Genomic DNA, 21,142 nt, shown 5'->3' on the forward strand with positions numbered 1-21,142 from the left:
CAAAATATGATAAGGGAAAATGGAAAAACTATTATATTTTTTATGCGGTTGAAAAACCATTGAATTTGAAGAGGATACTAATTACAACATCGTTATTTTTTCTTATTTTTCAAAACGTTTTCCGCTGAATTCCTGAGAAACATCGGCAGCATTAACATCGGCAGCATTATTATATGTTCTGTCTGGAAGTTGCTGCAAGTCAGAAATTATTTCGCTACTTGCTCCATGTTCCTGAGCATACTTACAATTTCGTTCTTGTTTTTAGGAAAATCAATACCGCCCAGTGAATGTTGAACATCAGCCATACTTGTTCTCATAATTTCCCCCCATATCTTGCTTGTTTTCTTCATTAGGTATGAAAGGTCGTTCCTGTTTTTCAGATGACCAGTGGTCAGTGCTGGATACAATACTTAACTTCAGGTGGACTTACACTTTAACCTGACAGACTCAGGTAGCTACAGTTTTTCCCCTTTGTTGTTGTCCACCTCTATTAAACATTATATTTATAATTGAAGCTCATCCCAAAACTTGAATTTACTTCTTGGGCCTTGTATTTCGTATAATCAACCAATCTTAGAATCATGAAAACAACTTTGAAAATTCCCAAAGATTAAGAATAAAGTGGCTTTTGGGATAGGCTCATTATATAAAAACAATTCAAAACAAAGATTTGTTAGAGGATATTTATCAACTTTTGAAATTCTATTTTCTTTACTGATACTGGAAAACTAAGATTTTGTAGAGATTCCCTAAAAAAGGTTGTCTGAAAGGCAAGGAGGAAAAAATCCGATTACAGAAAAATATGCTGTCGACAGAGAGCAGAAAAATCAAGTTTATGCTGATGCATATTACTCATATAATAAATTACTTAAGTAATAAGTTTATACCAGCGCTCTCATACAGTGTAATTCTCCATTAATGTAATTCTCCTATTGACGTAATTCTCCTATAGCTCCAAATAAGTTTTGTTACTGATTTCTCAGCCCAATAGCATAAGTTATAGCTTTTTCGAAAACTGAAAAGCCTTTTATTATCTAAACCCAAAATGTAAAATGAATATTATTTTTGGGGAGAAAAATGAATAAGGGCAAGAAATGTTAAAGTCCTTACACTCTATCATTGCTGTCCCTGTTTTTTCAATCTGGTATAACTTAGTTAGAGATTCTTTTACAATTTCAAGTCAAAAATATCAGAATCTTAAAGTTTCAGGGTAACTCCTCCTACCAATTCTGTCACCTTAAATTACAGTCAGTTTCATACTAAACAGATCTATACCACTATGTGAAGGGGGTACTATATGTCTCAGGAAACAACTGGAAAAGACTATCTGACGATGGGTGATGTTGCACTTGACGATAAAGCAGTACTTGTAAGGGTGGATTTTAATTCACCCATGGACGATAACGGAAATATCCTGGACGATAGAAAAATTAAGAGTCATTTGCCTACTTTGCAGTCCCTGGAGCACTCAAAAGTAGTTTTGATGTCTCATCAGGGTAGACCCGGAGATGAGGACTACACTACCCTGGAAGCTCATGCAAAGCTGGCAACAAAGCTTTTAGGTCGAGAAGTGATCTACGAGGATGATATATTCAGCTCCTGTGCAAGGAACGCTATAAAATCCCTTGCCAAGGGAGAAATCCTCCTCCTTGAGAACACACGTTTTAATGCCGAAGAGATCACAAAACTCACTCCTGAGGAACAGGCTAAAAGCCAGATGGTCAAGAAGTTGCATCCGCTATTCGATCTCTTTATAAATGATGCCTTTTCGGTTTCTCACAGATCTCAGTGTTCCGTAGTAGGGTTCACATTGGTTTTGCCTAGTGTTGCCGGCATCCTTATGGACAAGGAAATTACAGGCTTAGATAAAGCCGTAAAATGCCATGAGCATCCAGCAATCTTCGTATTGGGAGGAGCAAAAGCTAACGACTCTATAAAGGCCATTTCTAATATTCTCAAGCGGGATGGAGCTGATAAGATCCTTACCACCGGAGTAGTGGCTACAATATTTATTATGGCAACGGGCATCGATGTAGGTGAGGTCAACAGGAAATTCATTGAAGATGAGAAATATATGGACCAGATCCCGATCGCTTCCAGGTTACTCAAGGAGTATTCAGACAAGATAGTCATACCTCAGGATGTAGCGTTAAACAATGGTGGCAAACGTCAAGAAGTTAAAGTGGATAGGATAAAAGAAGAAAATCTTCCAATAGCTGACATTGGTCAGAAGACCATTGAAAATTATTCCAAGTACATTAAGGACGCAAAGTTATGCGTTTTTCACGGCCCGACTGGTATTTTCGAGCTAGACAAGTTCAGGCTTGGCACAGATGAACTTCTTAAGGCTGCAACTCAAGCAAGCTACTCTGTCGCAGGTGGAGGGCATACCTTAGATGCCATTGATCAACTTGGTCTAGAATCAAAGTTTTCCCACATAAGCCTTGGTGGAGGTGCGAGCATAACCTATCTGTCTGGTGAGCCCTTGCCAGGGATTACGGCTCTAAAAAACAACGCATCCAGGTATCATAAAGGTTAAATGGTCTCTTATATTTCCTCAAAGGGATCTTTGATTACTTACTTTTTAGATTAATTACTTACTTTTTAGATTAATTACTTACTTTTTAGATTAATTACTTACTTTTTAGATTAATTACTTACTTTTTAGATTAATTACTTACTTTTTAGATTAATTACTTACTTTTTAGATTAATTACTTACTTTTTAGATTAATTATTTACTTTTTAGATTGATTACTTACTTTTTAGACAATTAACTGATGCAAAAGGCTTTGTATTCTATGACATTTTATTTATTTATACCCAAATGCAAATGGTTGGGACTTACGTGGGAAACTAAAAAGAATAGCATGGGATATTATAATTTTTTAACTGTTGTACTGTAACAGCTTGCTCATGCTTTTTTGCGCTAAAATACGCAAGTCCTGAAACACGAGATTACTAAACTTATTGAAGGGGGGCTTTAAATGAGATTGATGACACAGCAGAATCTTATCAACGCATTTGGGGGAGAGAGTCGAGCATATATGAGGTATGTGCATTTTGCAAATCAAGCCGAATTAGAAAAACTTAGCAATGTGGCTCGATTGTTCCGAGCAATCACTCATACTGAATATATACACGCAGGAGATCGTTTTTGGGAGTTAAAACACCTCGATTCGGATAGGGTCTTATTCGGATAGGGTCTTAATTAGAATTCCTGAACTGAACATGGAAGTTAGCAGTTAAACTGAGAATTTGATGTTGTTAACCTTCGCCTGCCTGAGAAACAAATAACCATTACATCTAATGTGCCTGATTTTGGACTTTAAGTGCATATAATCCTAAGATATAACTAAAAAGGACAGGATAACAATGGCTAAAGCAAAAATTGCGGTAAACGGGTATGGAACTATAGGTAAAAGGGTTGCAGATGCTGTTAAGGCTCAGGACGATATGGAAATTGTCGGAGTTTCCAAGACAAAACCAAACTATGAGGCTTCAGTAGCACATCGGCTAGGATATGACATATATGCCCCTGCTGAGAATATTGAAGCTTTTGAGAAAGCAGGAATGCCGGCAGCCGGAACTATTGAAGAGATGCTGGAAAAATCTGACCTGGTTGTGGACTGCACTCCAGGGGGGATTGGGGAAAAAAATAAGCCTGTGTATGAGAAAGTCGGGATAAAGGCAATCTGGCAGGGGGGCGAGAGTCATACCATTTCAGGTTTTTCCTTTAATGCTGAGAGTAATTACGAACAGGCTGTAGGTCGTGACCTGACAAGAGTCGTCTCATGTAACACGACAGCACTTTGCAGAGCTATTTCAACTATAGACAGAGAGCTCGAAGTAAATAAGGTGAGAGTAAGTCTCACAAGAAGAGCAGTCGATCCTGGTGAAATTAAAAAGGGACCTGTTGACGCAATCGTACTAAATCCGGTTAAGATTCCATCTCACCACGGACCTGATGTAAGAAGTGTACTCCCACACATTAACATAACGACTGGAGCTACAAAAGTCCCGACAACTCTTATGCATGTGCATACTGTAAATATGGAAGTCAATAAGGACTGCACTGCAGAAGATGTTAAGAATATCTTTGGTTCCCAGTCCAGGATTCGTTTAGTAGGGGAGGGAATCACATCAACAGCCGAAATAATTGAGTTTGCGCGGGATATTAAACGCCCAAGACACGATATGTGGGAGCTCTGTATCTGGCCTGAATCCGTTACAGTGACTGAAAAAGAGCTTTACTTCTTCCATGCTGTCCATCAAGAATCCATTGTAGTTCCGGAAAACGTTGATGCTATAAGGGCAATGATGGAACTGGAAAGTGACGGCTCGAAATCGATCGAGAAAACAAACAAAGCTATTGGATTGTCTAACAAGTAAGGTTGTGGAATAAAAAGTCTCTACCGAAATTGAATTTTTAAGGACTCGGAGACTTAATCTGAATCTCTCGAGTCCTATTATTAAAACTCAGAAATTTGTATCTGAAAACCAGGGTTTTTTAGAAAATCTATCTAAACTAACTCTAGGTGGCTGAAAACAGCCAAATAAAGAATCGTCTATTCATTTCGAGTTGATGGAGCTCGTTATTTAGAAGATTTCTACATAACTTTAATATGATTTACAGAAATTCTTCAACCATGTAGTCCTATTCTGGATTTACTAAAATTGAAAATTATTAATTTAAAGTAAAAGAATCATTAATGTTAAAGTAAAAACTCTTAAGTGAAAAACCCAAACAATCTAAAATATGCCCTTCTGAAGGCGTTGTGAATACCTGCACCTTTTGGTATTTGGCGTCTCTTGGGGAGCTTTCGCTTCTATGGTGTTACTATCTTAGCTTCTCAATGGAAAACTCATGAAGTAATACTTATCTCAGTATCTTGGGCTTAAGTAATAAAATCTCTTTTAATTTTCAAATTGAACATAATCCGAAAACTTAAACTGAAATTTGAATCATGTAAAAAGTTTAACGGTCTGAACAGTAATTTATTATACACATATCTGATTTTGCTTTTGAGATGCATAAGTTCTATCTAGGTTTATTTAATAAGTTGGCTGACTTTAATAGATTCATTTTCCTTGATAATATATAAGTGATTATTATCCTATAATTGACATAAGGAACGAAAAGGAAAGGGGAGTTTGACATGAAAAATACTGTTTTCAGGAATATAATGGTTGCAACCGATGGTTCGGAACTGGTAAGAAAAGCAGTTTTTACAGCAATTGAAGTTGCAAAACTAAACGAGGCAAAGCTTTATGCTGTGAGTGTTATCTCACAGAGAGATTATGATTCGTTAGTTCACTCTAAAAATAAAGAATGGGACATGGTAGTTAAAGATAGGCTCATAGCAGAAGGCAAGGACGCAACAAGTTATGTTGAAAGTGTCGGAAAAGCTGCAAACGTTAAGGTTGAGTCCATAATTCTTGAAGGAAACCCTGCAGAAGAAATTGTTGATTTTGCAGAAAAAAACGACATTGATCTTATCGTCATAGGCACACAGGGAAGGTCTGGAGTCCAAAGGTTTTTGATTGGAAGTGTAGCTGAAAACGTGATTAGACAATCTAATGTAAAAGTACTTGTTGTAAGAGGAGAAGCTATTAAAAAAGGCAAATAATTTATCTAATAAGTTGTGAATGTGATTGTTTTATCGACTCTGTTCCAAAATCCAGTGATTTTTGCATTTTTGATAGAAAATCTGAATTAGCAAGAAGAATCCAGTTTTTATCAAAATCAATATTCGCTATCTAAAGACTTGAATCATTAAGTTGTATTACACGGATGGTGACCATTTACAAAATCTAGTGATTTTGAATTTTACATCCATCACTAGATTTTGGTACTGAGTCGTTTTATCTGCATGAAAATACTTAGACTTTGTACTTAGACTTCGGGCCAGTTAGGCTAACTACTTTTTTATAATGTCAGTTGCAAAACCCCAAAAACGAGACCTGAGTATGAGGTCTCTTTTATAGAATCACTTTAATGTTTAGAAAAAAGACTCTTTTACGTGACTCTTTTACTTTTTCCATTATCTATAATTTATATTCAATGGATTTAAATAATATTAAAGCTTTACTTATTAAATGGGGGAAAAGAAAGAACAATTTTCAAGATGGTGGGTGAAAGGAATAGTTTACGTAATGTCGGAAAGGTTATTTTTGCAAGATAATGGATTAGAAAGTGAGCCTATCCCAAAACATTATCTAATCTACTATTATCGCCAATATTATAATTCCTATTCTGGCATTATATTGGTTTTGGGATAGGTTCAGTGTTTAAGGACTGTTTGCAAATTGAAATGTCTCAATTATGTTCCTTTTATGATCCAAAATCTCATCTTACAAAGCTTTGATTTTGGTTAATTTTTATTCAATAAAATCTTGAATTTAGATTTTTACACAAAAAAAAGTTTATAGCCATTTCGTGACCGGGACTTTAACAGTTAACTGAAATAACTCTGACAATTCAATAATCATTTGCAGCTAAAGCTATGGAAAAATCATAAAAAACATATTTCGACACCTGACTGCGTAATCAAAAACTTCACCCTACTATCACAGACTGGATTACTAATATTAAGAATTAGAGGTAGAATTTGGGGTAGAATTTGGGATAGAGTTAGGGGTGGAAATATGAGACAGGGGTGGAAATATGAGACTGACAAAATCGGTTTGCCCAGAGTGCAAAAAAATTATTGAAGCTGCGATATTTGAGAAAAATGGTAAAATAATAATGGAAAAAGAATGTCCTGATCATGGGAATTTCAGGGATGTATATTGGTCAGATGCTGAACTCTATAGGAAGTTTGAAAAGTACTCATATACAGGAGCAGGAATTTCAAACTTCCAGAGTTCCAGTCCTTTAAACTGTCCTTCTGGTTGTGGGATCTGCCAGTATCATGAATCAGGGACTTTGCTTGCAAACATAGATGTTACTAATAGATGCAACCTTAAATGCCCTGTCTGTTTCGCAAATGCAAGAGTAAAAGGCTTCGTTTTCGAACCAAGTTTCGAAGAAATCAGGAAGATGATGGAAACACTAAGAAACGAGAAACCTGTTCCCTGCTCTGCCATTCAGTTTTCCGGCGGAGAACCAACAGTAAGAGATGACCTTCCGGAGATAATTGAACTGGCCCAGGAGCTGGGTTTTGCACAAATCCAGGTAGCAAGTAACGGGGTTCGTCTTGCGAATAGCCCTGAATACTGCAAAAAGTTAAAAGACGCTACATTGCGTACTATTTATCTCTCTTTTGACGGGGTTACTCCAGAACCTTATATCGAAAATGGGGGTTTCAACTCTCTACCGTTAAAGAAAAAAGCAGTAGAAAATTGCAGAGGTTTTGGGCCTGAAAGTATTGTACTTGTGCCTACTCTTGCAAAAGGTGTAAATGACTCCCAGATAGGGGGGATTATTCGTTATGCAGCCGAAAATCTTGACATTGTAAAAGGAGTGAACTTCCAGCCCATTGCATTTACAGGAAGAATAGATCAGTCTCAGAGAGAACAGAAGAGAATCACCATATCTGATGTCATAAAGCTTGCGGAAGAACAGACTAATGGAGAGATTCCCTGTGATGCCTGGTATCCGGTATCCTTTGTGGTTCCGATAAGTCGTTTCCTGTCATCTATGAGAAAAGTTCCTATTCCGGAATTGACAGTTCACCCACACTGTGGTGCTGGAACCTATGTTTTCTTTGAAGAAGGGCACTTTATCCCAATTACAAGTTTTCTTGATGTGGAAGGTTTTGTTGAATTCCTGGCGGAAGCAACTTCCGAGATGAATGGAAAAGTTAGCAGAGTTTTAACTCTTGCAAAGATCATGAAGCAAGTTCCAAGGTACATTGACGAGAAGAAGGGACCAAAATCGATAAATGTATTACGGATGATTCTCGGTGTCCTTAAAAAAGGTGACATGGAAAATACCTCACGTTTTCACAGAAATACACTATTCCTCGGAACAATGCACTTTCAGGATTTATACAACATAGATCTCGAAAGAATCAAAAAATGCGGAGTACATTATGCCATCCCAGATGGAAGAATAATTCCTTTCTGTACATATAACATATTTCATAGAGACTCCGTAGAATCAAAGTACTCTGTGCCTTATATACAGGAGCACGAATCCGAACAAGAATGACAGATTTAGAAAGATCAAAACGGATTTAAAATATATAAAAGCTTAGTAATTTTCGGTAACGGAATAATTGTTACTTAGATTGCTGAGTAAACTACATCCCCCACCTGCCACTTTCCAGTGAAAGCCAGAAAGTGTTGAGGAAGAGTTTTCCCGCCTTCTTTGATAATAAGACTGCTTCTTTTACTTCTCTAATGCTTATTCTAAAACTTAGAGCTTATCCTAAGTTATTAAAAGCGTGTCTTAATTTAGAATAGGTTTATAATATTAGTATTATCAGATATCTAGCGCTATTCAAATTGTGTATTTGGCCAGTTGTAATATCTGCAATTCGTCATAGCATTTTGGGATAGGCTCTAAATCAGGAGGAATGGGGAATAATATGATCTGGAAAGATGAAGGAGAATTATTTGTAAGATGTAAGAAGAATCCGATACTGACCGTTAATTCTTGGCCGTATAATGTCAGTTCGGTATTTAACCCTGCAGCGGTTATGGTTAACAACACAACTATATTACTGGTACGGGTTGAAGACCATAGAGGTTTTTCTCATCTTACAGTAGCTAGAAGCAAGAATGGAATAGATAGTTGGGAAATTGATCCCAAACCAACTTTTTCCTCGGACCCAACGTACCATTCTGAAGAAATATACGGTATCGAAGATCCGCGTATAACTTACATTGATGAGATTGGAAAATGGGCTATAGCATATACGGCTTATTCGGACTCTGGTCCATTAACGTCGCTTGCCTATACCGAAGACTTTGATAATTTTGAGAGATTGGGGGCCATCATGCCACCTGAAAACAAAGATGCTGCTATTTTTCCTACAAGACTTAATGGCAAGTGGGCAATGTTACACAGGCCTGTATCTAACATTGTGGGTGCAAAGGCAAATATCTGGATATCTTTTTCGCCTGATATGAAATACTGGGGAGAACACGAGGTCCTTCTATACGCTCGAGAAGGAGGATGGTGGGATGCCCGTAAAATCGGACTGGCGCCTCCGCCAATGAAAACATCTGATGGATGGTTAATTATGTACTATGGGGTACGTCAGACAACATCTAAAAAGAGCTATCGGCTCGGACTTGCCCTTCTTGATCTTGAAGATCCTACAAAAGTGCTCCACAGGTCTGAAGGCTGGGTTTTCGGGCCCCGTGAAATGTATGAGCGGACTGGAGACGTTAATGACGTTGTTTTTCCTTGTGGGTGGATCCTTGTGGGCGACGAACTCCGCATTTATTACGGAAGCGCAGATATGTCCGTAGCAATGGCCAGTGCAAAAATGAGCGATGTTATGAAGTATATCCGTGAATGTCCTGGGGAACAATGCCCTGAACAATACTACAAATAGTTGAGGAAAACAGGAAAAGATCCATTGACCTAAAAAGAAGGTAATTAAATTAGATTTAGTGGATATTTAATGAAATTTCTGGACCTGGTTTAACCTACAATTCAAAATATGGTCAACTTATATCAAGTTAAACAGGGAGAGCTGTTCATCTGAACCGGTTAAATCAAACATTACTTTGAGTTTCAAAGTTTCATGGTAAATTCTAAAAAATACCTGAAAAGATACAAATAATGTAGGACTTGCGCGATTGAAATCAAAAATCAATACTATTAGACCTTTAACTGTTTAAAACACCAAATCATTCACAACGCCTAATATTCTTGACCTGTACTTCAAATGCGTAAGTCCTGTAACAAGTAAGCGACCACCCCCCTTGAGAATCAGCGACATGGGGGGTATAGGTCAATGGATTAACAGGGGCGATTGATAGTGAGCCTTTAGTATTGAAAGTGATTCTGCAAAATACAGGAAAGACTCTACTCTTTTTAATTAACATTAGCTTGCTGCATATAAAATCCATATATCATTCGGAGATACTGGTTTTCATTCTCTAAATTACCAGCATAGGTAAGGTCCAGGGTTTCTTGGTCAATAATAAATTATAAATTATGTCATATATTTTTATTTTGTCTGCTTCTATGTTATAAATAGGAATTTGATCGGGTTTATAATACAGATTTACAACCGCAAAAATTACAGGTTCAAGAGAAGAAATCGATAGGAAAAATAAGTCTGAATTTTGGGCATTTTATAATGGGAGAACACGGATTGGGGGCCTATATATAGGGGAAAATTTGGAGCTCAAAGTTACTGAAATAAAGGATTTGCCTGCAGATGAAGTTTTGAAAAAATTTGATTCCAGTAATAAGGGACTATCTTCATCGGAAGCTGAAAACCGTATTAAGCAGTATGGTTATAATGAAATTTCCGAAAAGAAGGTCAATCCACTTATAAAATTTTTAAGTTATTTCTGGGGTCCAATTCCCTGGATGATCGAAGTGGCAGCTGCAATTTCAGGTGTTATCCATCGATGGGAAGACTTTGTGATCATCTCCTTGCTCCTTATCTTAAACGGGGTTGTGGGGTTCTGGCAGGAACATAAGGCTGACAATGCGATTGAGCTCCTTAAGAAGAAAATGGCCCTGAATGCCAGAGTACTCAGAGAAGGACAATGGACCCAAAAACCTGCACGAGAACTTGTTCCTGGAGATGTGGTCCGCATACGTTCAGGGGATGTCGTGCCTGCTGACCTTAAGCTCCTTGAAGGGGAATATCTGCAGGTAGATGAGTCAGCCCTTACAGGAGAATCCCTGCCTGTAGAGAAAAAATCTGATGGCATTGCCTATTCAGGATCTGTGATCCAGAAAGGTGAAATGAATGCTCTGGTTGTGGCTACCGGCATGAATACCTATTTTGGGGAGACAACAAAACTTGTGGCTGAAATTCGGACCAGGAGCCACTTTCAAAAAGCTGTCCTCAAAATTGGAAACTACCTGATTGTCCTTGCAGGCTGTATTGTTGCAATTGTTTTAGTTGTAGAAGAGCTTTTCAGGCATACTCCTTTTCTGGAAACCCTCCAGTTTGCTCTTGTGCTGATAGTCGCTGCAATTCCTGCAGCTCTTCCAGCAGTAATGTCCGTTTCAATGGCTGTAGGAGCTACTGAACTTGCAAAAAAAGGAGCTATTGTCAGCAAACTGGTCTCCATCGAGGAAATGGCAGGGATGGATATTTTATGTTCGGATAAAACCGGTACAATTACCCAGAACAAGCTAAAATTATCCGAGTTAGTGCCTTTCGGAGATTTCAAAGAAAATGATCTTCTTATCTATGGATCTCTGGCTTCAAGGGAAGAAGATAATGACCCTATTGACAATGCAATCCTCCAGAAAGCAAAGGACACAGAATCCCTTGAAGACAAAATAAAAACTTATGAAGTCGAGAAATTCACGCCATTTGACCCTGTTATAAAGCACACTGAGGCTACGGTCAAAGGGCCGGAAGGAGAGTTTAAAGTTGCTAAAGGCGCACCCCAGGTTATTCTGGAAATGTCAAGCAATAAAGAAGAAGTAAGGCAGAAGGTAGAAGAAAAAGTAAATTCTATGGCTTCAAAAGGATATCGCGCCCTGGGAGTTTGTGTAGAAGAGGAAGGAAAATACATGTTTACAGGGCTCTTTGGACTTTATGACCCACCACATGAAGATTCCGCTGAGACAATAAAGACGGCAAACTCCCTTAGCGTAGACGTGAAAATGGTAACTGGAGATCATCTTGCCATTGCTAAAGAGATAGCAAGCCAGGTAGGCCTGGGCACAAACATAGTTACAGCTGATGATTTTGTAGAAAAACCAGATTCTAAAGCCCAGGAAATTGTAGAGAAGGCAGACGGATTTGCTCAGGTTTTTCCCGAGCACAAATACAGGATCGTTGAGCTCCTTCAGAAAAAAGAACATATTGTTGGCATGACAGGTGATGGAGTTAACGATGTCCCTGCCCTTAAAATGGCTGATGCCGGAATTGCTGTTGCAGGGGCTACAGATGCTGCAAAATCCGCTGCAGACATAGTGTTTACAATCTCAGGGCTCTCTACCATTATTAATGCGATAAAGGAAAGCCGCAAGATATTCCAGAGGATGAAGAGCTATTCCATCTATAGAATAGCTGAGACTGTAAGGGTGCTATTTTTTATTGCTACTGCAATAATTGTGTTTAATTTTTATCCCATTACCGCTATAATGATTGTTTTGCTTGCCATTTTCAATGATGCTCCTATAATGGCTATCGCATATGATAACGTGAGATATTCCCAAATTCCAGAAGAATGGAACATGCGTGAAGTCGTAAGGATGTCCACCTTTCTGGGAATTATAGGCGTTATTGTTTCATTCGCAATATACTATATTGGAGCCAGGATTCTTTACCTCGATCCAGGTGTACTGCAGTCTTTTATTTTCCTGAAGCTTGCAGTAGCCGGGCATCTTACCATCTTCGTTGCTCGCAATCGGGGGCACTTCTGGTCACCTCCTCCGGGAAAACTTCTTTTTTGGGCTGCAGTGGTTACAAAAGTGCTGGCAACACTCGTTGCAGTGTATGGATTTTATATATCTCCAATTGGATGGAAACTGGCAGGTTTTATCTGGATCTACGCACTGGCGGCTTTTGTTATAACCGATTTCATGAAAGTGAAACTTTATGAGATAATGGACCAAAGGGTTGAAATTTAAAAGATTAAGGAAAATATGAGACTCTTTATTATTTTCTGGTTTTTGAGTGATTGCAGTCAATTGCTAGCGGAATTAATGGTAAATCTTGGCGATCCCAGAAGATATTAAAAAGTCTCGAAAATATATAGAGGTTCTCAAATGATTTTAAGCGACAACAATTACAGGCATCAGCTTTTATATGCACACGATTGGTGTTGTTGAGTTTGATTAAACCTCATCGTTAAAAATCATCGAATCAGGGATGAGTAACGTTGCTGACTTCAACATAAAAGGTCTCAACTATCAATCCTCCAGTTCCTGTAGTATTTCGCGCCGCTCCCTGACCACCCAGTACCATGCATTCAAACAGCCGATAAACAGACCGATAATCATCATTGTGAGTGTCCAGGAAAAGCTCTCTGGATAGTACTTATCCAGCCATAAACCAAGTGCAGCACCAATCAGTGTTGGAATTGCTACCGACCAGCCTATGACCCCCATCATACCTAAACCAAGCCAGATAGTCCGATCCACATGGCGCTGTGCCCTGAGTTTGCGTTCGGCTTTTATCCGGATCTGACGGGCCCAAATGGCTTGTATCTGCCCGGAGTGCAGAAGGCACATCCCCTGCAGCAGCCTCTTGATATCTCCACAAGGCCGTGTGTAGTTGGCCCGAGAATTTTGGGTATAACTTCTACCGGAACATCTTCGCCTGTCACTACTCTGGGCACATCCTCACCATTGACAATGGATCTGAACATCCTGGGAACGGATATCTTGCCTTCACCAAGATGGACATAATCGATTCCAAGTTTATCCATAATCACAGGATCAGCCACCTGCCAGGCACCCTTACCTCCTACAACTACTTTGACATTCATTTTGGACAAAGTATCCAAGAGTTCTAAGAATTTTATTCTGTTATACGGTGGGCCTGTTCTGACCATATCCACGAATGTAGATGTAGGAGGGTTAATGCCCAGAGGATCATGAGCACCGATGGCGATGATCTTCGTATCCGGTCCAATCATCTTCTTCATATCTCTGGGATGAACTATTGCTACTTCTTCCTCGCTAAAACCGTTATTGAGAAGAGATGCCTCAAGAACCCTCAAGCCAAAATCCGCTGTAACCGCCCTTCCCTTCGATCTTTGAACAGGCGGTGCAAAGGCGGCGAAGTAAAGCCAGTCAGGCAATATGCCTTTTGGAGAACATGTGGAAAATCCAAGAAATATGCCGCCTCTGTATCTGCTCATCATTGTCTCATCTGCAGTAAGTATTATCATTGTGGATCTTTTCCTTCAGTCACCTCATGGATAACGGCACAGTGCTACATATATCCTAAAAATTATTATTCTTAAATATATATAATAATGCTTAATAATTATACGCTGCAGTTTCAGAGCTTGATTAATCAGATGGCAACTGAAGCACTTGGAGCCAAAAAATGTGTAACTTATAAGAGGCACAAGATTATTATAAAACAACAAATATAATTCTTTACGGATTTAAATTTGACACGAAACACTAGTAGGCACAGCACTAAGAAATCCTTCAGATCAATCTGCTGTCCAGGTTTAGATTTAGACGCGGGGGTATAGCTCATAACGTTCTGAGCTTTGTCTATATACTGAAGATCCCATTCCTTAACGTACCAAATGTATCACTACTTTAACCACTACTTTAACCTCGCCTTTCTCATGTGGAAAGTTCGATGAGTCAGGAGCTCAGGACTGTTGTAAATATTGTTTTAGGAGTACCATGCTTTGTGAATTTTAAATTGATCAAAATTTTTTGTATTTTAACCGAAAAAAACTATAGCTGCGAACTGGAGAAAATAAGAGGGGGTTAACGTACTTTATGTATAGGGTGTATAGGGCCCTATCTTAGAATAATCACACAGAAAATGCCTTAACTACGGTACAGCCTGAAGAACACCGAATAGAAAACGAGGCATGCCATTGACAAAAGTTGTAGAGATCTCTCCAACTACGAGACATGAAGGCCACTCCAAGCTCACCCTGAAGGTAAATGATGAGGGTATTGTCGAGCGAGGAGACTGGCTCTCCACTACCCCGGTCAGGGGTATTGAAAAGCTCGCCATAGGTAAGACGATGGATCAGGTTCCGAAGATTGCTTCTCGGGTCTGCGGTATCTGTCCCATTGCCCACACACTGGCAGGCATTGAGGCCATGGAGGCTTCTATCGGCTGCGAGATCCCCACGGATGCAAAGCTTCTGCGGGTCATTCTCCATGCAGCAAACCGCCTCCACAGCCATGCCCTGCACAATGTCCTGATCCTCCCGGACTTTTACATCCCGGGTACGGAGACGAAGATCAACCCGTTTTCCAGAGAGCAGCCTTTAAGGAGCGTTGCTGCGAGGATCTTCCGCATCCGCGAGATTGCACAGACCATTGGATCCGTTGCAGGTGGCGAGGCTATCCACCCTTCAAACCCGAGGGTCGGCGGGATGTACCGCAACGTGAGTCCCCGGGCAAAGAAGAAGATGGCTGACCTGGCGAAGGAAGGTCTCGTTCTTGTCCACGAACAGATGGAGTTTATGCTTGAGGTCACCAGGAACATGCAGAACCGGGAGTTTGTCGAGGTCGCAGGCAAGCAGATCCCACTTCCCAAGACGCTCGGATACCACAACCAGGGGGTCATGGCCACAGCCCCAATGTACGGCTCATCCAGTCTGGACGAGAAGCCCATGTGGGATTTTACCAGGTGGAAGGAGACTCGACCATGGGACTGGTACATGGGTGAGGAAACCATCGATCTTGAGGACCCGAGCTATCCGATCGGCGGCACCACGAAGGTCGACACCAGGGTTAACCCTCGGATGGAGGCCTGCAACACTGTTCCGACCTACGACGGGCAGCCCGTTGAGGTCGGCCCGAGGGCAAGGCTCGCTACTTTCAAGCACTTCGCCGAGAAAGGCACCTTCGCCCAGCACATCGCCAGGCAGATGGAGTACCCAGACTGTTGCTATACCATCCTCAATTGCCTTGATAACCTGGATACTTCTGGCAAGGTCCTTGCTGACAACATCCCTCTGGGAAACGGATCCATGGGCTGGGCCGCAAACGAAGCCCCACGCGGGACCGACGTCCACCTCGCATGGGTGAAGGATGGGAGGGTGCTGCGGTACGAGATGCTTGTGCCTACCACCTGGAATTTCCCTACCTGCAGCCGCGCTCTAACGGGAGCACCCTGGCAAATCGCCGAGATGGTCATCCGTGCCTATGACCCGTGCGTCTCGTGTGCAACCCATATGATAGTGGTTAACGAGGAGGATAGAGTAGTCGCCCAAAAACTCATGCAGTGGTGAAAGGAATGGAAACTTGCGGATTTTTTGGGGGATCCGCAAGCTCAGGGGGCTCACCGTTAACGAGATCTTCGTGGGGAGTTACAGGAATGTCCACTCCTGGGATCTGACCGAGCCGATCCAGTATACTAAGGACGATATCCAGATCCGGGTCCTTGCATACCAGAAGAAATACATTTCTGCCCTCGAGATGGTCACCTCGAGATGGTCATACGGATTACAGACGAGGTATAGAGAGCCATTTCAGATGCTGTATCCGAGATACTGAAATCCGAGATACTGAAATCCGAGATACTGAAGGAAATCGGAATTAACTATGGAACTGCTTAGAAGGTGGAAGCTACAAAGGAGGCTAAACCAGTGGCAAATAAGATCAAGCTCGGGCATGTACACTTGAGCGGCTGTACCGGCTGTCTCGTGTCCGTGGCCGATAACTACCAGGGATTTCTCAAGATCCTGGACGACTATGCCGACCTCGTCTACTGCCTCACTCTTGCTGACGTCCGGCGTATCCCGGAGATGGACGTGGCACTCGTCGAGGGATCGGTTTGCATCCAGAACCATGAATCGGTAGAAGATATAAAGGAGACGCGGAAGAAGTCCAGGATCGTGGTGGCCCTTGGCTCCTGCGCGAGCTATGGTAACATCACCCGGTTCTGCCGCGGCGGGCAGCACAACCAGCCCCAACACGAGTCTTACCTTCCCATCGGAGATCTCATTGACGTGGATGTCTACATCCCAGGATGCCCTCCGAGCCCGGAGCTCATAAGGAACGTCGCTGTCATGGCGTACCTGCTCCTTGAGGGGAATGAGGATCAGAAGGCTCTTGCGGGCAGGTACTTAAAGCCCCTAATGGACCTTGCGAAGCGCAGCACAACCGGATGCTTCTGCGACCTGATGAACGACGTGATTAACCAGGGCCTCTGCATAGGCTGCGGCATCTGCGCTGCATCTTGTCCAGTGCGGGCGATCACGCACGAGTTCGGGAAGCCGCAGGGTGACCTTAACCTCTGCATCAAGTGCGGCTCCTGCTATGGCGCCTGTCCGAGGTCGTTCTTCAACTCCGATGTGATTTCTGAATTCGAAGCCATCAACGAGATAATTGCTGGAGCTCTTAAGGAAGGGGAGAGAGATGATTGAAGATCCGTATCTCGGCAAATACATGACATGCGTCTCAGCACGAAGCACGGACAAGGAGATCCTCAAGAAAGCTCAGGACGGTGGAATCGCCACCACTCTCATGGTTTATGCACTCGAGCAGGGGATCATCGACGGGGCTATTGTAGCACGCGAGGGTGACCTGCCCTGGAAGCCCAGGCCGTTTGTTGCGATGACCCGTGAGGACATCCTCAAGGCGCAAAGGGCGAAGTACAACATCAGCCCCCAGATTTCCTGGCTCAAGGAGGCAACCCGGTCTTTCGGCCTCGATAAGGTTGGGATCACCGGCGTCTGCTGCCAGATGCAGGCGGTCAGGAAGGCTCAACTCTATCCCATCAACATGCGGGATGTCCCCGGAAAGATCGCTTTCACAGTAGGGCTCTTCTGCATGGTGAACTTTCCATACGATTCTATACAGGCCCTTGTCGAGGACCACGCAAACCAGAGTCTCAGCTCCGTGAAGAAGATGGAGTTTGGGAAGGGAAAGTTCTTTGTCCACACCGAGCGCGGAAATGTCTCCACCGTGCCTCTTAAGGAGACGCACAAGTACGAGCAGCCAGGTTGCCATGTCTGCCTCGATTACGTTTCCAATCTCGCCGACATATCGACCGGTTCGGTCGGAAGCCCGGACGGCTGGTCCACGGTCTTCGTCCGCACCAAAAAAGGGAATGAAGTATGGTTAAAGGCAATCGCAGACGGCATGTTCGAGACAAAGCCCATCGAAGAGGTCAAACCCGGTCTTGGGCTCGTCATGAAGCTCGCGAAGGAGAAAATCGACAAGAACAGGAAGACGCTCGAGGAGCGCAGGAATTTTGGTGTAAACAAGGCGTTAAGGGATCCTTATGCCTGAAAAACAGTTTTTTCGTCAGCGAAAGTAATTTGCGTTATCTACATTGAATACGGGGATGGGGATGGGTTCCCATTGACAATTATTGAAAAACCAAAATGGAAAAAGGAATGATGAAAATTGTTATTTTTTCTTAAATTCTTTTTTGTTGACACAGTAGTTCCGATTTGTTGTAGTTCCGAATGACAATTCTCATTCATTTACAATTTTTCCTTAATAGTTGATGAGAAAAATCTTCGTTTTATCAATTCTGATTTTATTTTTGATAATTTGTTCTAAATATTTCAGTATATTTCAGTCCTGAAGTATAATTTGTGTATAGTCTCCACTAACTGATTTTATGATTTTTTTTTTGATTTTATTTTATAAGTTATATATTTCTTAATCGAGCGCGAAGCGCTCGATTTCTTTCTTTATTAAATTTCGTTAAGCAATCAAGAAATGACTTGACTGGAATATTGCATAACGAATCAATTCCGTTTATTACTGCTTTAATAATGTCTTGATTGATTACTGATTTCATTTGATATGCTGTAATGTCAAGAACTGACTTAAACACATTCCATTGGTCATCGGTTAAGGAATTTTCTTGCCTGAAGGCTATCAATTTTGCATTAGAAGTCGGCCTTAAATTTTGGCCTATTTACGTGAAATCGATGCCCTATTCTAACTTACAACTTATTAGACTATTTGATAAATGTTGAAGAAATCGGTGCAATTTATCACGATTCCTCACTTAACCGAAGACGCATGAATGGTGCTATAATTATTCGAGGGCCTAAAAAAGTACCTACGGGTCAAAATATGACAGTGAAACATCTGGATGGTACAGTAATAGAGTACGTTCGACATTCACAGATATATGCTGATAAATTTAAAGAATAATTCTCAAAAAACTGATATTGCCTTTTACAGCAAATAAAACCGCATCACAAATTCCTAAATTCTTATCGATTCTGGATATTTTAGCATATCCCATCAAAAAAAGTTGTTAGCTTTTTGCATAAAATTGACATATCGGATGTATAAATTCAAGACTTTGTAAAAATTAAATAAAAAACAGATCTTCTACAAAGTTTTTATTTTTTGGATAGCGACCGCCCGATATCTGCTCACTTCGCAAACATGCGGGCGTGGAGGGAAGTTTTCAGATGGATTCTGTATAAGCCTGTGGAAGATTGAGATAAATTTCAGTAAGCTCTAAAGTCAGTTTGAGGTCAACCCACGCAAATTACACAGTATATAAAATAATAAATTTTATATGTATCTTTTAATAAATGATTGATAAATGAATATTGATAATGAACCTTGGAAAGCTGATTATTTTGAAGCATATAATTACTGTAATGCTGGAGAGTATGAAAAAGCATTGTTGAAAATAAATAAAGTATTAAGTTTCGACAAAAATATTATCTCTGCCCGTAGTCTAAAAGCCAGTGTTTTAATTGATTCTTGGAACGGAGATCCAAAAACCAGAAAAAATATTTTTGAGGCCATAGATCACCTTAAAGCGATCATTGAAAAAGATCCAGAAAACAAAAAAATTTATTCAATGAATCTTGGTAATGCTTATTATCAACTCGCAAAAAATGATTTGGAAGCAGAAGGTAAACTAAATCCAGAAATTATAAATGATTTAGAAAAGGCAAAGAGATGTTTCCAAGAATCTTTATCAATTTGTGAAGATCAACCGGCTGTTTGGATAAATAAAGGAAATACGTTAGATTATTTAGGAAGACATTTTGAAGCTCTTTACTGTTATGATAGAGCTGTTCTCTTGAATCCTAGACATTACAACGCTTGGGGAGAAAGAGGAATATGTTGTTGGACTCTTTCTAGGCTAGTAGAAAATAAAGAAGATAAAACGAAACTTTATAGAGACTCAATGATTTACCTCGCAATAGAGTTAAAATTATATCCTTCATTTGAAATCAATGATTTTTATAAAAAACTTGTAAATGACTTCATTCAACAAAACAAAGTATTAGTAGATCTGGAAACAACTTTGAAAGAGCAATTGCCAAAGAAAAGAGCAATAGTTGAAGAACGCTTTAATGTATATTCAAAACAACCCGGAAGTTTTAAAGATTTTTATTTTAATTTTTGTGAAATGCATAACTTATTTTTGAATACTCATTTTGACTGTAATAATTGTGGGCGCAGTAACTCTGATGCAATAAATATAAGTTTTATAAGTAGTATAAATGATCAGATAAGACCATATAAGTTCTTCAAAAAATGGTATTCTCTTATTGATGATTATAAAACAGCTAGATTTTTCCTAACATTAGCACAATATAGACATCCCGATTTTTTATTTATGGATAATCCGAGATACGAAAGTGATTATAGCTTAAATTATTACTTGAACGTAGAAATCCTCAAAGATGCTTTTTTAATTGCATTCAATATATATGATAAAGTAGCTTTTCTTATTAATGACTATGAAGAATTAGGTTTAAAAGACGAGAATGTTTCTTTTTGGGATGGTAAAAGTATTCTAACAATTAAAGGCAATTTAATGGAGAAAGAAGAGTATAATAAAAACATAGTAGCATTGTTTAGCATTAAGAAAGAAATAGAAAAAGAGGAATTTACAAAAATTAAGGAAATACGAAATCTTATTGCTCATAGATATTTCATATTGCATGATACTGGTGGGGTTGAACACTCTAATTATCATATGGATATTCAAGATTTTTTTAAATTTACACTGTATATGCTTTTACAAATTAAAAATATTTTATATTCTCTTTCCTTTTTTATTACAGAAAAAGAAAACCATAAAAGAGAAATTGCGGAAAAAGAAGGCAAAATAATTCCAACATTAGAATGGATACATGATTGGGAAAAAGATGACGAGATAACTAAAATAGCTAAAAAACTTGAGAACGAATTGGGCGAAGCTACTGATAAATTCATATCAGACATTTTTGAAATAATAAATAAAAATTCAGATGAACATGAGAAGTAATAATCCATAGAGTCTCATTTTTCTTACCTTCACAAAGAAAGTAATATCAACTTATTACAAAATAAACTAAAATTCCAAAAGTACAAAATTCGGCAGCAAACATAATAATTAAGCAACCGTAGGAAC

General features: G+C 39.9%; 14 protein-coding genes and 2 pseudogenes. 11 read left to right on the forward strand and 5 right to left on the reverse strand.

From position 1 onward, the window contains the following. Window positions 1-102: 102 nt before the first annotated feature. Entirely contained in the window at window positions 103-210 is a 108-nt protein-coding gene (locus ASJ81_RS24700; RefSeq protein ID WP_095645378.1) for a DUF2795 domain-containing protein, read from the reverse strand. Beyond that, a complete protein-coding gene (locus ASJ81_RS23375) occupies window positions 207-407 on the reverse strand; it encodes a hypothetical protein (protein WP_212556103.1) in 201 nt (66 codons plus the stop codon). The genes ASJ81_RS24700 and ASJ81_RS23375 overlap by 4 nt, the downstream gene beginning before the upstream one ends. A gap of 890 nt (window positions 408-1,297) precedes the next feature. Here ASJ81_RS23375 and ASJ81_RS16900 point away from each other — a divergent pair. From ASJ81_RS16900 to ASJ81_RS16930, 7 genes are all read left to right on the forward strand, one after another. Then, the gene (locus tag ASJ81_RS16900; RefSeq protein ID WP_095645379.1) at window positions 1,298-2,539 is read left to right on the forward strand and encodes a phosphoglycerate kinase; all 1,242 of its coding nucleotides are present in this window, start codon (window positions 1,298-1,300) and stop codon (window positions 2,537-2,539) included. A gap of 447 nt (window positions 2,540-2,986) precedes the next feature. Continuing rightward, on the forward strand, window positions 2,987-3,202 hold the full coding sequence (locus ASJ81_RS16905; protein ID WP_245860241.1) for a ferritin family protein: 216 nt from the start codon (window positions 2,987-2,989) through the stop codon (window positions 3,200-3,202). A gap of 172 nt (window positions 3,203-3,374) precedes the next feature. Beyond that, window positions 3,375-4,391 (forward strand): type II glyceraldehyde-3-phosphate dehydrogenase, encoded by a 1,017-nt coding sequence (locus tag ASJ81_RS16910; protein ID WP_095645380.1) that lies wholly within the window; start codon window positions 3,375-3,377, stop codon window positions 4,389-4,391. A 767-nt stretch (window positions 4,392-5,158) separates the two neighbouring features. Then, window positions 5,159-5,629, forward strand: coding sequence for a universal stress protein (locus ASJ81_RS16915; protein WP_095645381.1), 471 nt, complete (start codon window positions 5,159-5,161; stop codon window positions 5,627-5,629). 1,037 nt (window positions 5,630-6,666) lie between these two features. After that, complete coding sequence (tes, locus tag ASJ81_RS16920; RefSeq protein WP_095645382.1) at window positions 6,667-8,154, forward strand: tetraether lipid synthase Tes; 1,488 nt, start codon at window positions 6,667-6,669, stop codon at window positions 8,152-8,154. Window positions 8,155-8,533: 379 nt separating this feature from the next. Next, on the forward strand, window positions 8,534-9,508 hold the full coding sequence (locus ASJ81_RS16925; RefSeq protein ID WP_095645383.1) for a glycoside hydrolase family 130 protein: 975 nt from the start codon (window positions 8,534-8,536) through the stop codon (window positions 9,506-9,508). A gap of 794 nt (window positions 9,509-10,302) precedes the next feature. After that, entirely contained in the window at window positions 10,303-12,729 is a 2,427-nt protein-coding gene (locus ASJ81_RS16930; RefSeq protein ID WP_245860242.1) for a plasma-membrane proton-efflux P-type ATPase, read from the forward strand. A gap of 375 nt (window positions 12,730-13,104) precedes the next feature. Here the strand turns inward: ASJ81_RS16930 and ASJ81_RS16935 are convergent. Next, a pseudogene (locus tag ASJ81_RS16935) lies at window positions 13,105-13,332 on the reverse strand (AtpZ/AtpI family protein); the annotation flags it as partial. Then, window positions 13,275-13,823, reverse strand: coding sequence for a hypothetical protein (locus tag ASJ81_RS16940; protein WP_141241787.1), 549 nt, complete (start codon window positions 13,821-13,823; stop codon window positions 13,275-13,277). The pseudogene ASJ81_RS16935 and the gene ASJ81_RS16940, both read right to left, overlap by 58 nt. 840 nt (window positions 13,824-14,663) lie before the next feature. Between ASJ81_RS16940 and frhA the strand changes: the two genes are divergently transcribed. From frhA to frhB, 3 genes are all read left to right on the forward strand, one after another. Continuing rightward, complete coding sequence (gene frhA, locus ASJ81_RS16945; RefSeq protein WP_245860243.1) at window positions 14,664-16,040, forward strand: coenzyme F420 hydrogenase subunit alpha; 1,377 nt, start codon at window positions 14,664-14,666, stop codon at window positions 16,038-16,040. 357 nt (window positions 16,041-16,397) lie between these two features. Continuing rightward, complete coding sequence (gene frhG, locus ASJ81_RS16955) at window positions 16,398-17,177, forward strand: coenzyme F420 hydrogenase subunit gamma (protein WP_170943373.1); 780 nt, start codon at window positions 16,398-16,400, stop codon at window positions 17,175-17,177. Next, window positions 17,170-18,045 carry a coenzyme F420 hydrogenase subunit beta gene (gene frhB, locus ASJ81_RS16960; RefSeq protein ID WP_095645389.1) on the forward strand — a complete coding sequence of 292 codons (876 nt, stop codon included), beginning with the start codon at window positions 17,170-17,172 and terminating at the stop codon, window positions 18,043-18,045. The genes frhG and frhB overlap by 8 nt, the downstream gene beginning before the upstream one ends. Window positions 18,046-18,412: 367 nt before the next feature. Here the strand turns inward: frhB and ASJ81_RS16965 are convergent. Further along, window positions 18,413-18,604: pseudogene (locus ASJ81_RS16965) on the reverse strand (ISH3-like element ISMma1 family transposase); the annotation flags it as partial. Between the two features lie 726 nt (window positions 18,605-19,330). Here ASJ81_RS16965 and ASJ81_RS16970 point away from each other — a divergent pair. Beyond that, window positions 19,331-21,016 (forward strand): LA2681 family HEPN domain-containing protein, encoded by a 1,686-nt coding sequence (locus ASJ81_RS16970; protein ID WP_095645390.1) that lies wholly within the window; start codon window positions 19,331-19,333, stop codon window positions 21,014-21,016. Window positions 21,017-21,142 lie beyond the last annotated feature (126 nt).

Origin of the sequence: Methanosarcina spelaei (assembly GCF_002287235.1) — an archaeon.
Classification (GTDB): Archaea; Halobacteriota; Methanosarcinia; order Methanosarcinales; family Methanosarcinaceae; genus Methanosarcina; species Methanosarcina spelaei.

Excerpts from the sequence above, each read along its gene's own strand:
- ASJ81_RS16970 (WP_095645390.1), top strand. The coding sequence starts at position 19,331 with ATGAATATTGATAATGAACCTTGGAAAGCTGATTATTTTGAAGCATAT.
- frhA (WP_245860243.1), top strand. The coding sequence starts at position 14,664 with ATGCCATTGACAAAAGTTGTAGAGATCTCTCCAACTACGAGACATGAA.
- ASJ81_RS16925 (WP_095645383.1), top strand. The coding sequence starts at position 8,534 with ATGATCTGGAAAGATGAAGGAGAATTATTTGTAAGATGTAAGAAGAAT.
- frhB (WP_095645389.1), top strand. The coding sequence starts at position 17,170 with ATGATTGAAGATCCGTATCTCGGCAAATACATGACATGCGTCTCAGCA.
- ASJ81_RS16900 (WP_095645379.1), top strand. The coding sequence starts at position 1,298 with ATGTCTCAGGAAACAACTGGAAAAGACTATCTGACGATGGGTGATGTT.
- ASJ81_RS16915 (WP_095645381.1), top strand. The coding sequence starts at position 5,159 with ATGAAAAATACTGTTTTCAGGAATATAATGGTTGCAACCGATGGTTCG.
- tes (WP_095645382.1), top strand. The coding sequence starts at position 6,667 with ATGAGACTGACAAAATCGGTTTGCCCAGAGTGCAAAAAAATTATTGAA.
- ASJ81_RS16905 (WP_245860241.1), top strand. The coding sequence starts at position 2,987 with ATGAGATTGATGACACAGCAGAATCTTATCAACGCATTTGGGGGAGAG.
- ASJ81_RS16910 (WP_095645380.1), top strand. The coding sequence starts at position 3,375 with ATGGCTAAAGCAAAAATTGCGGTAAACGGGTATGGAACTATAGGTAAA.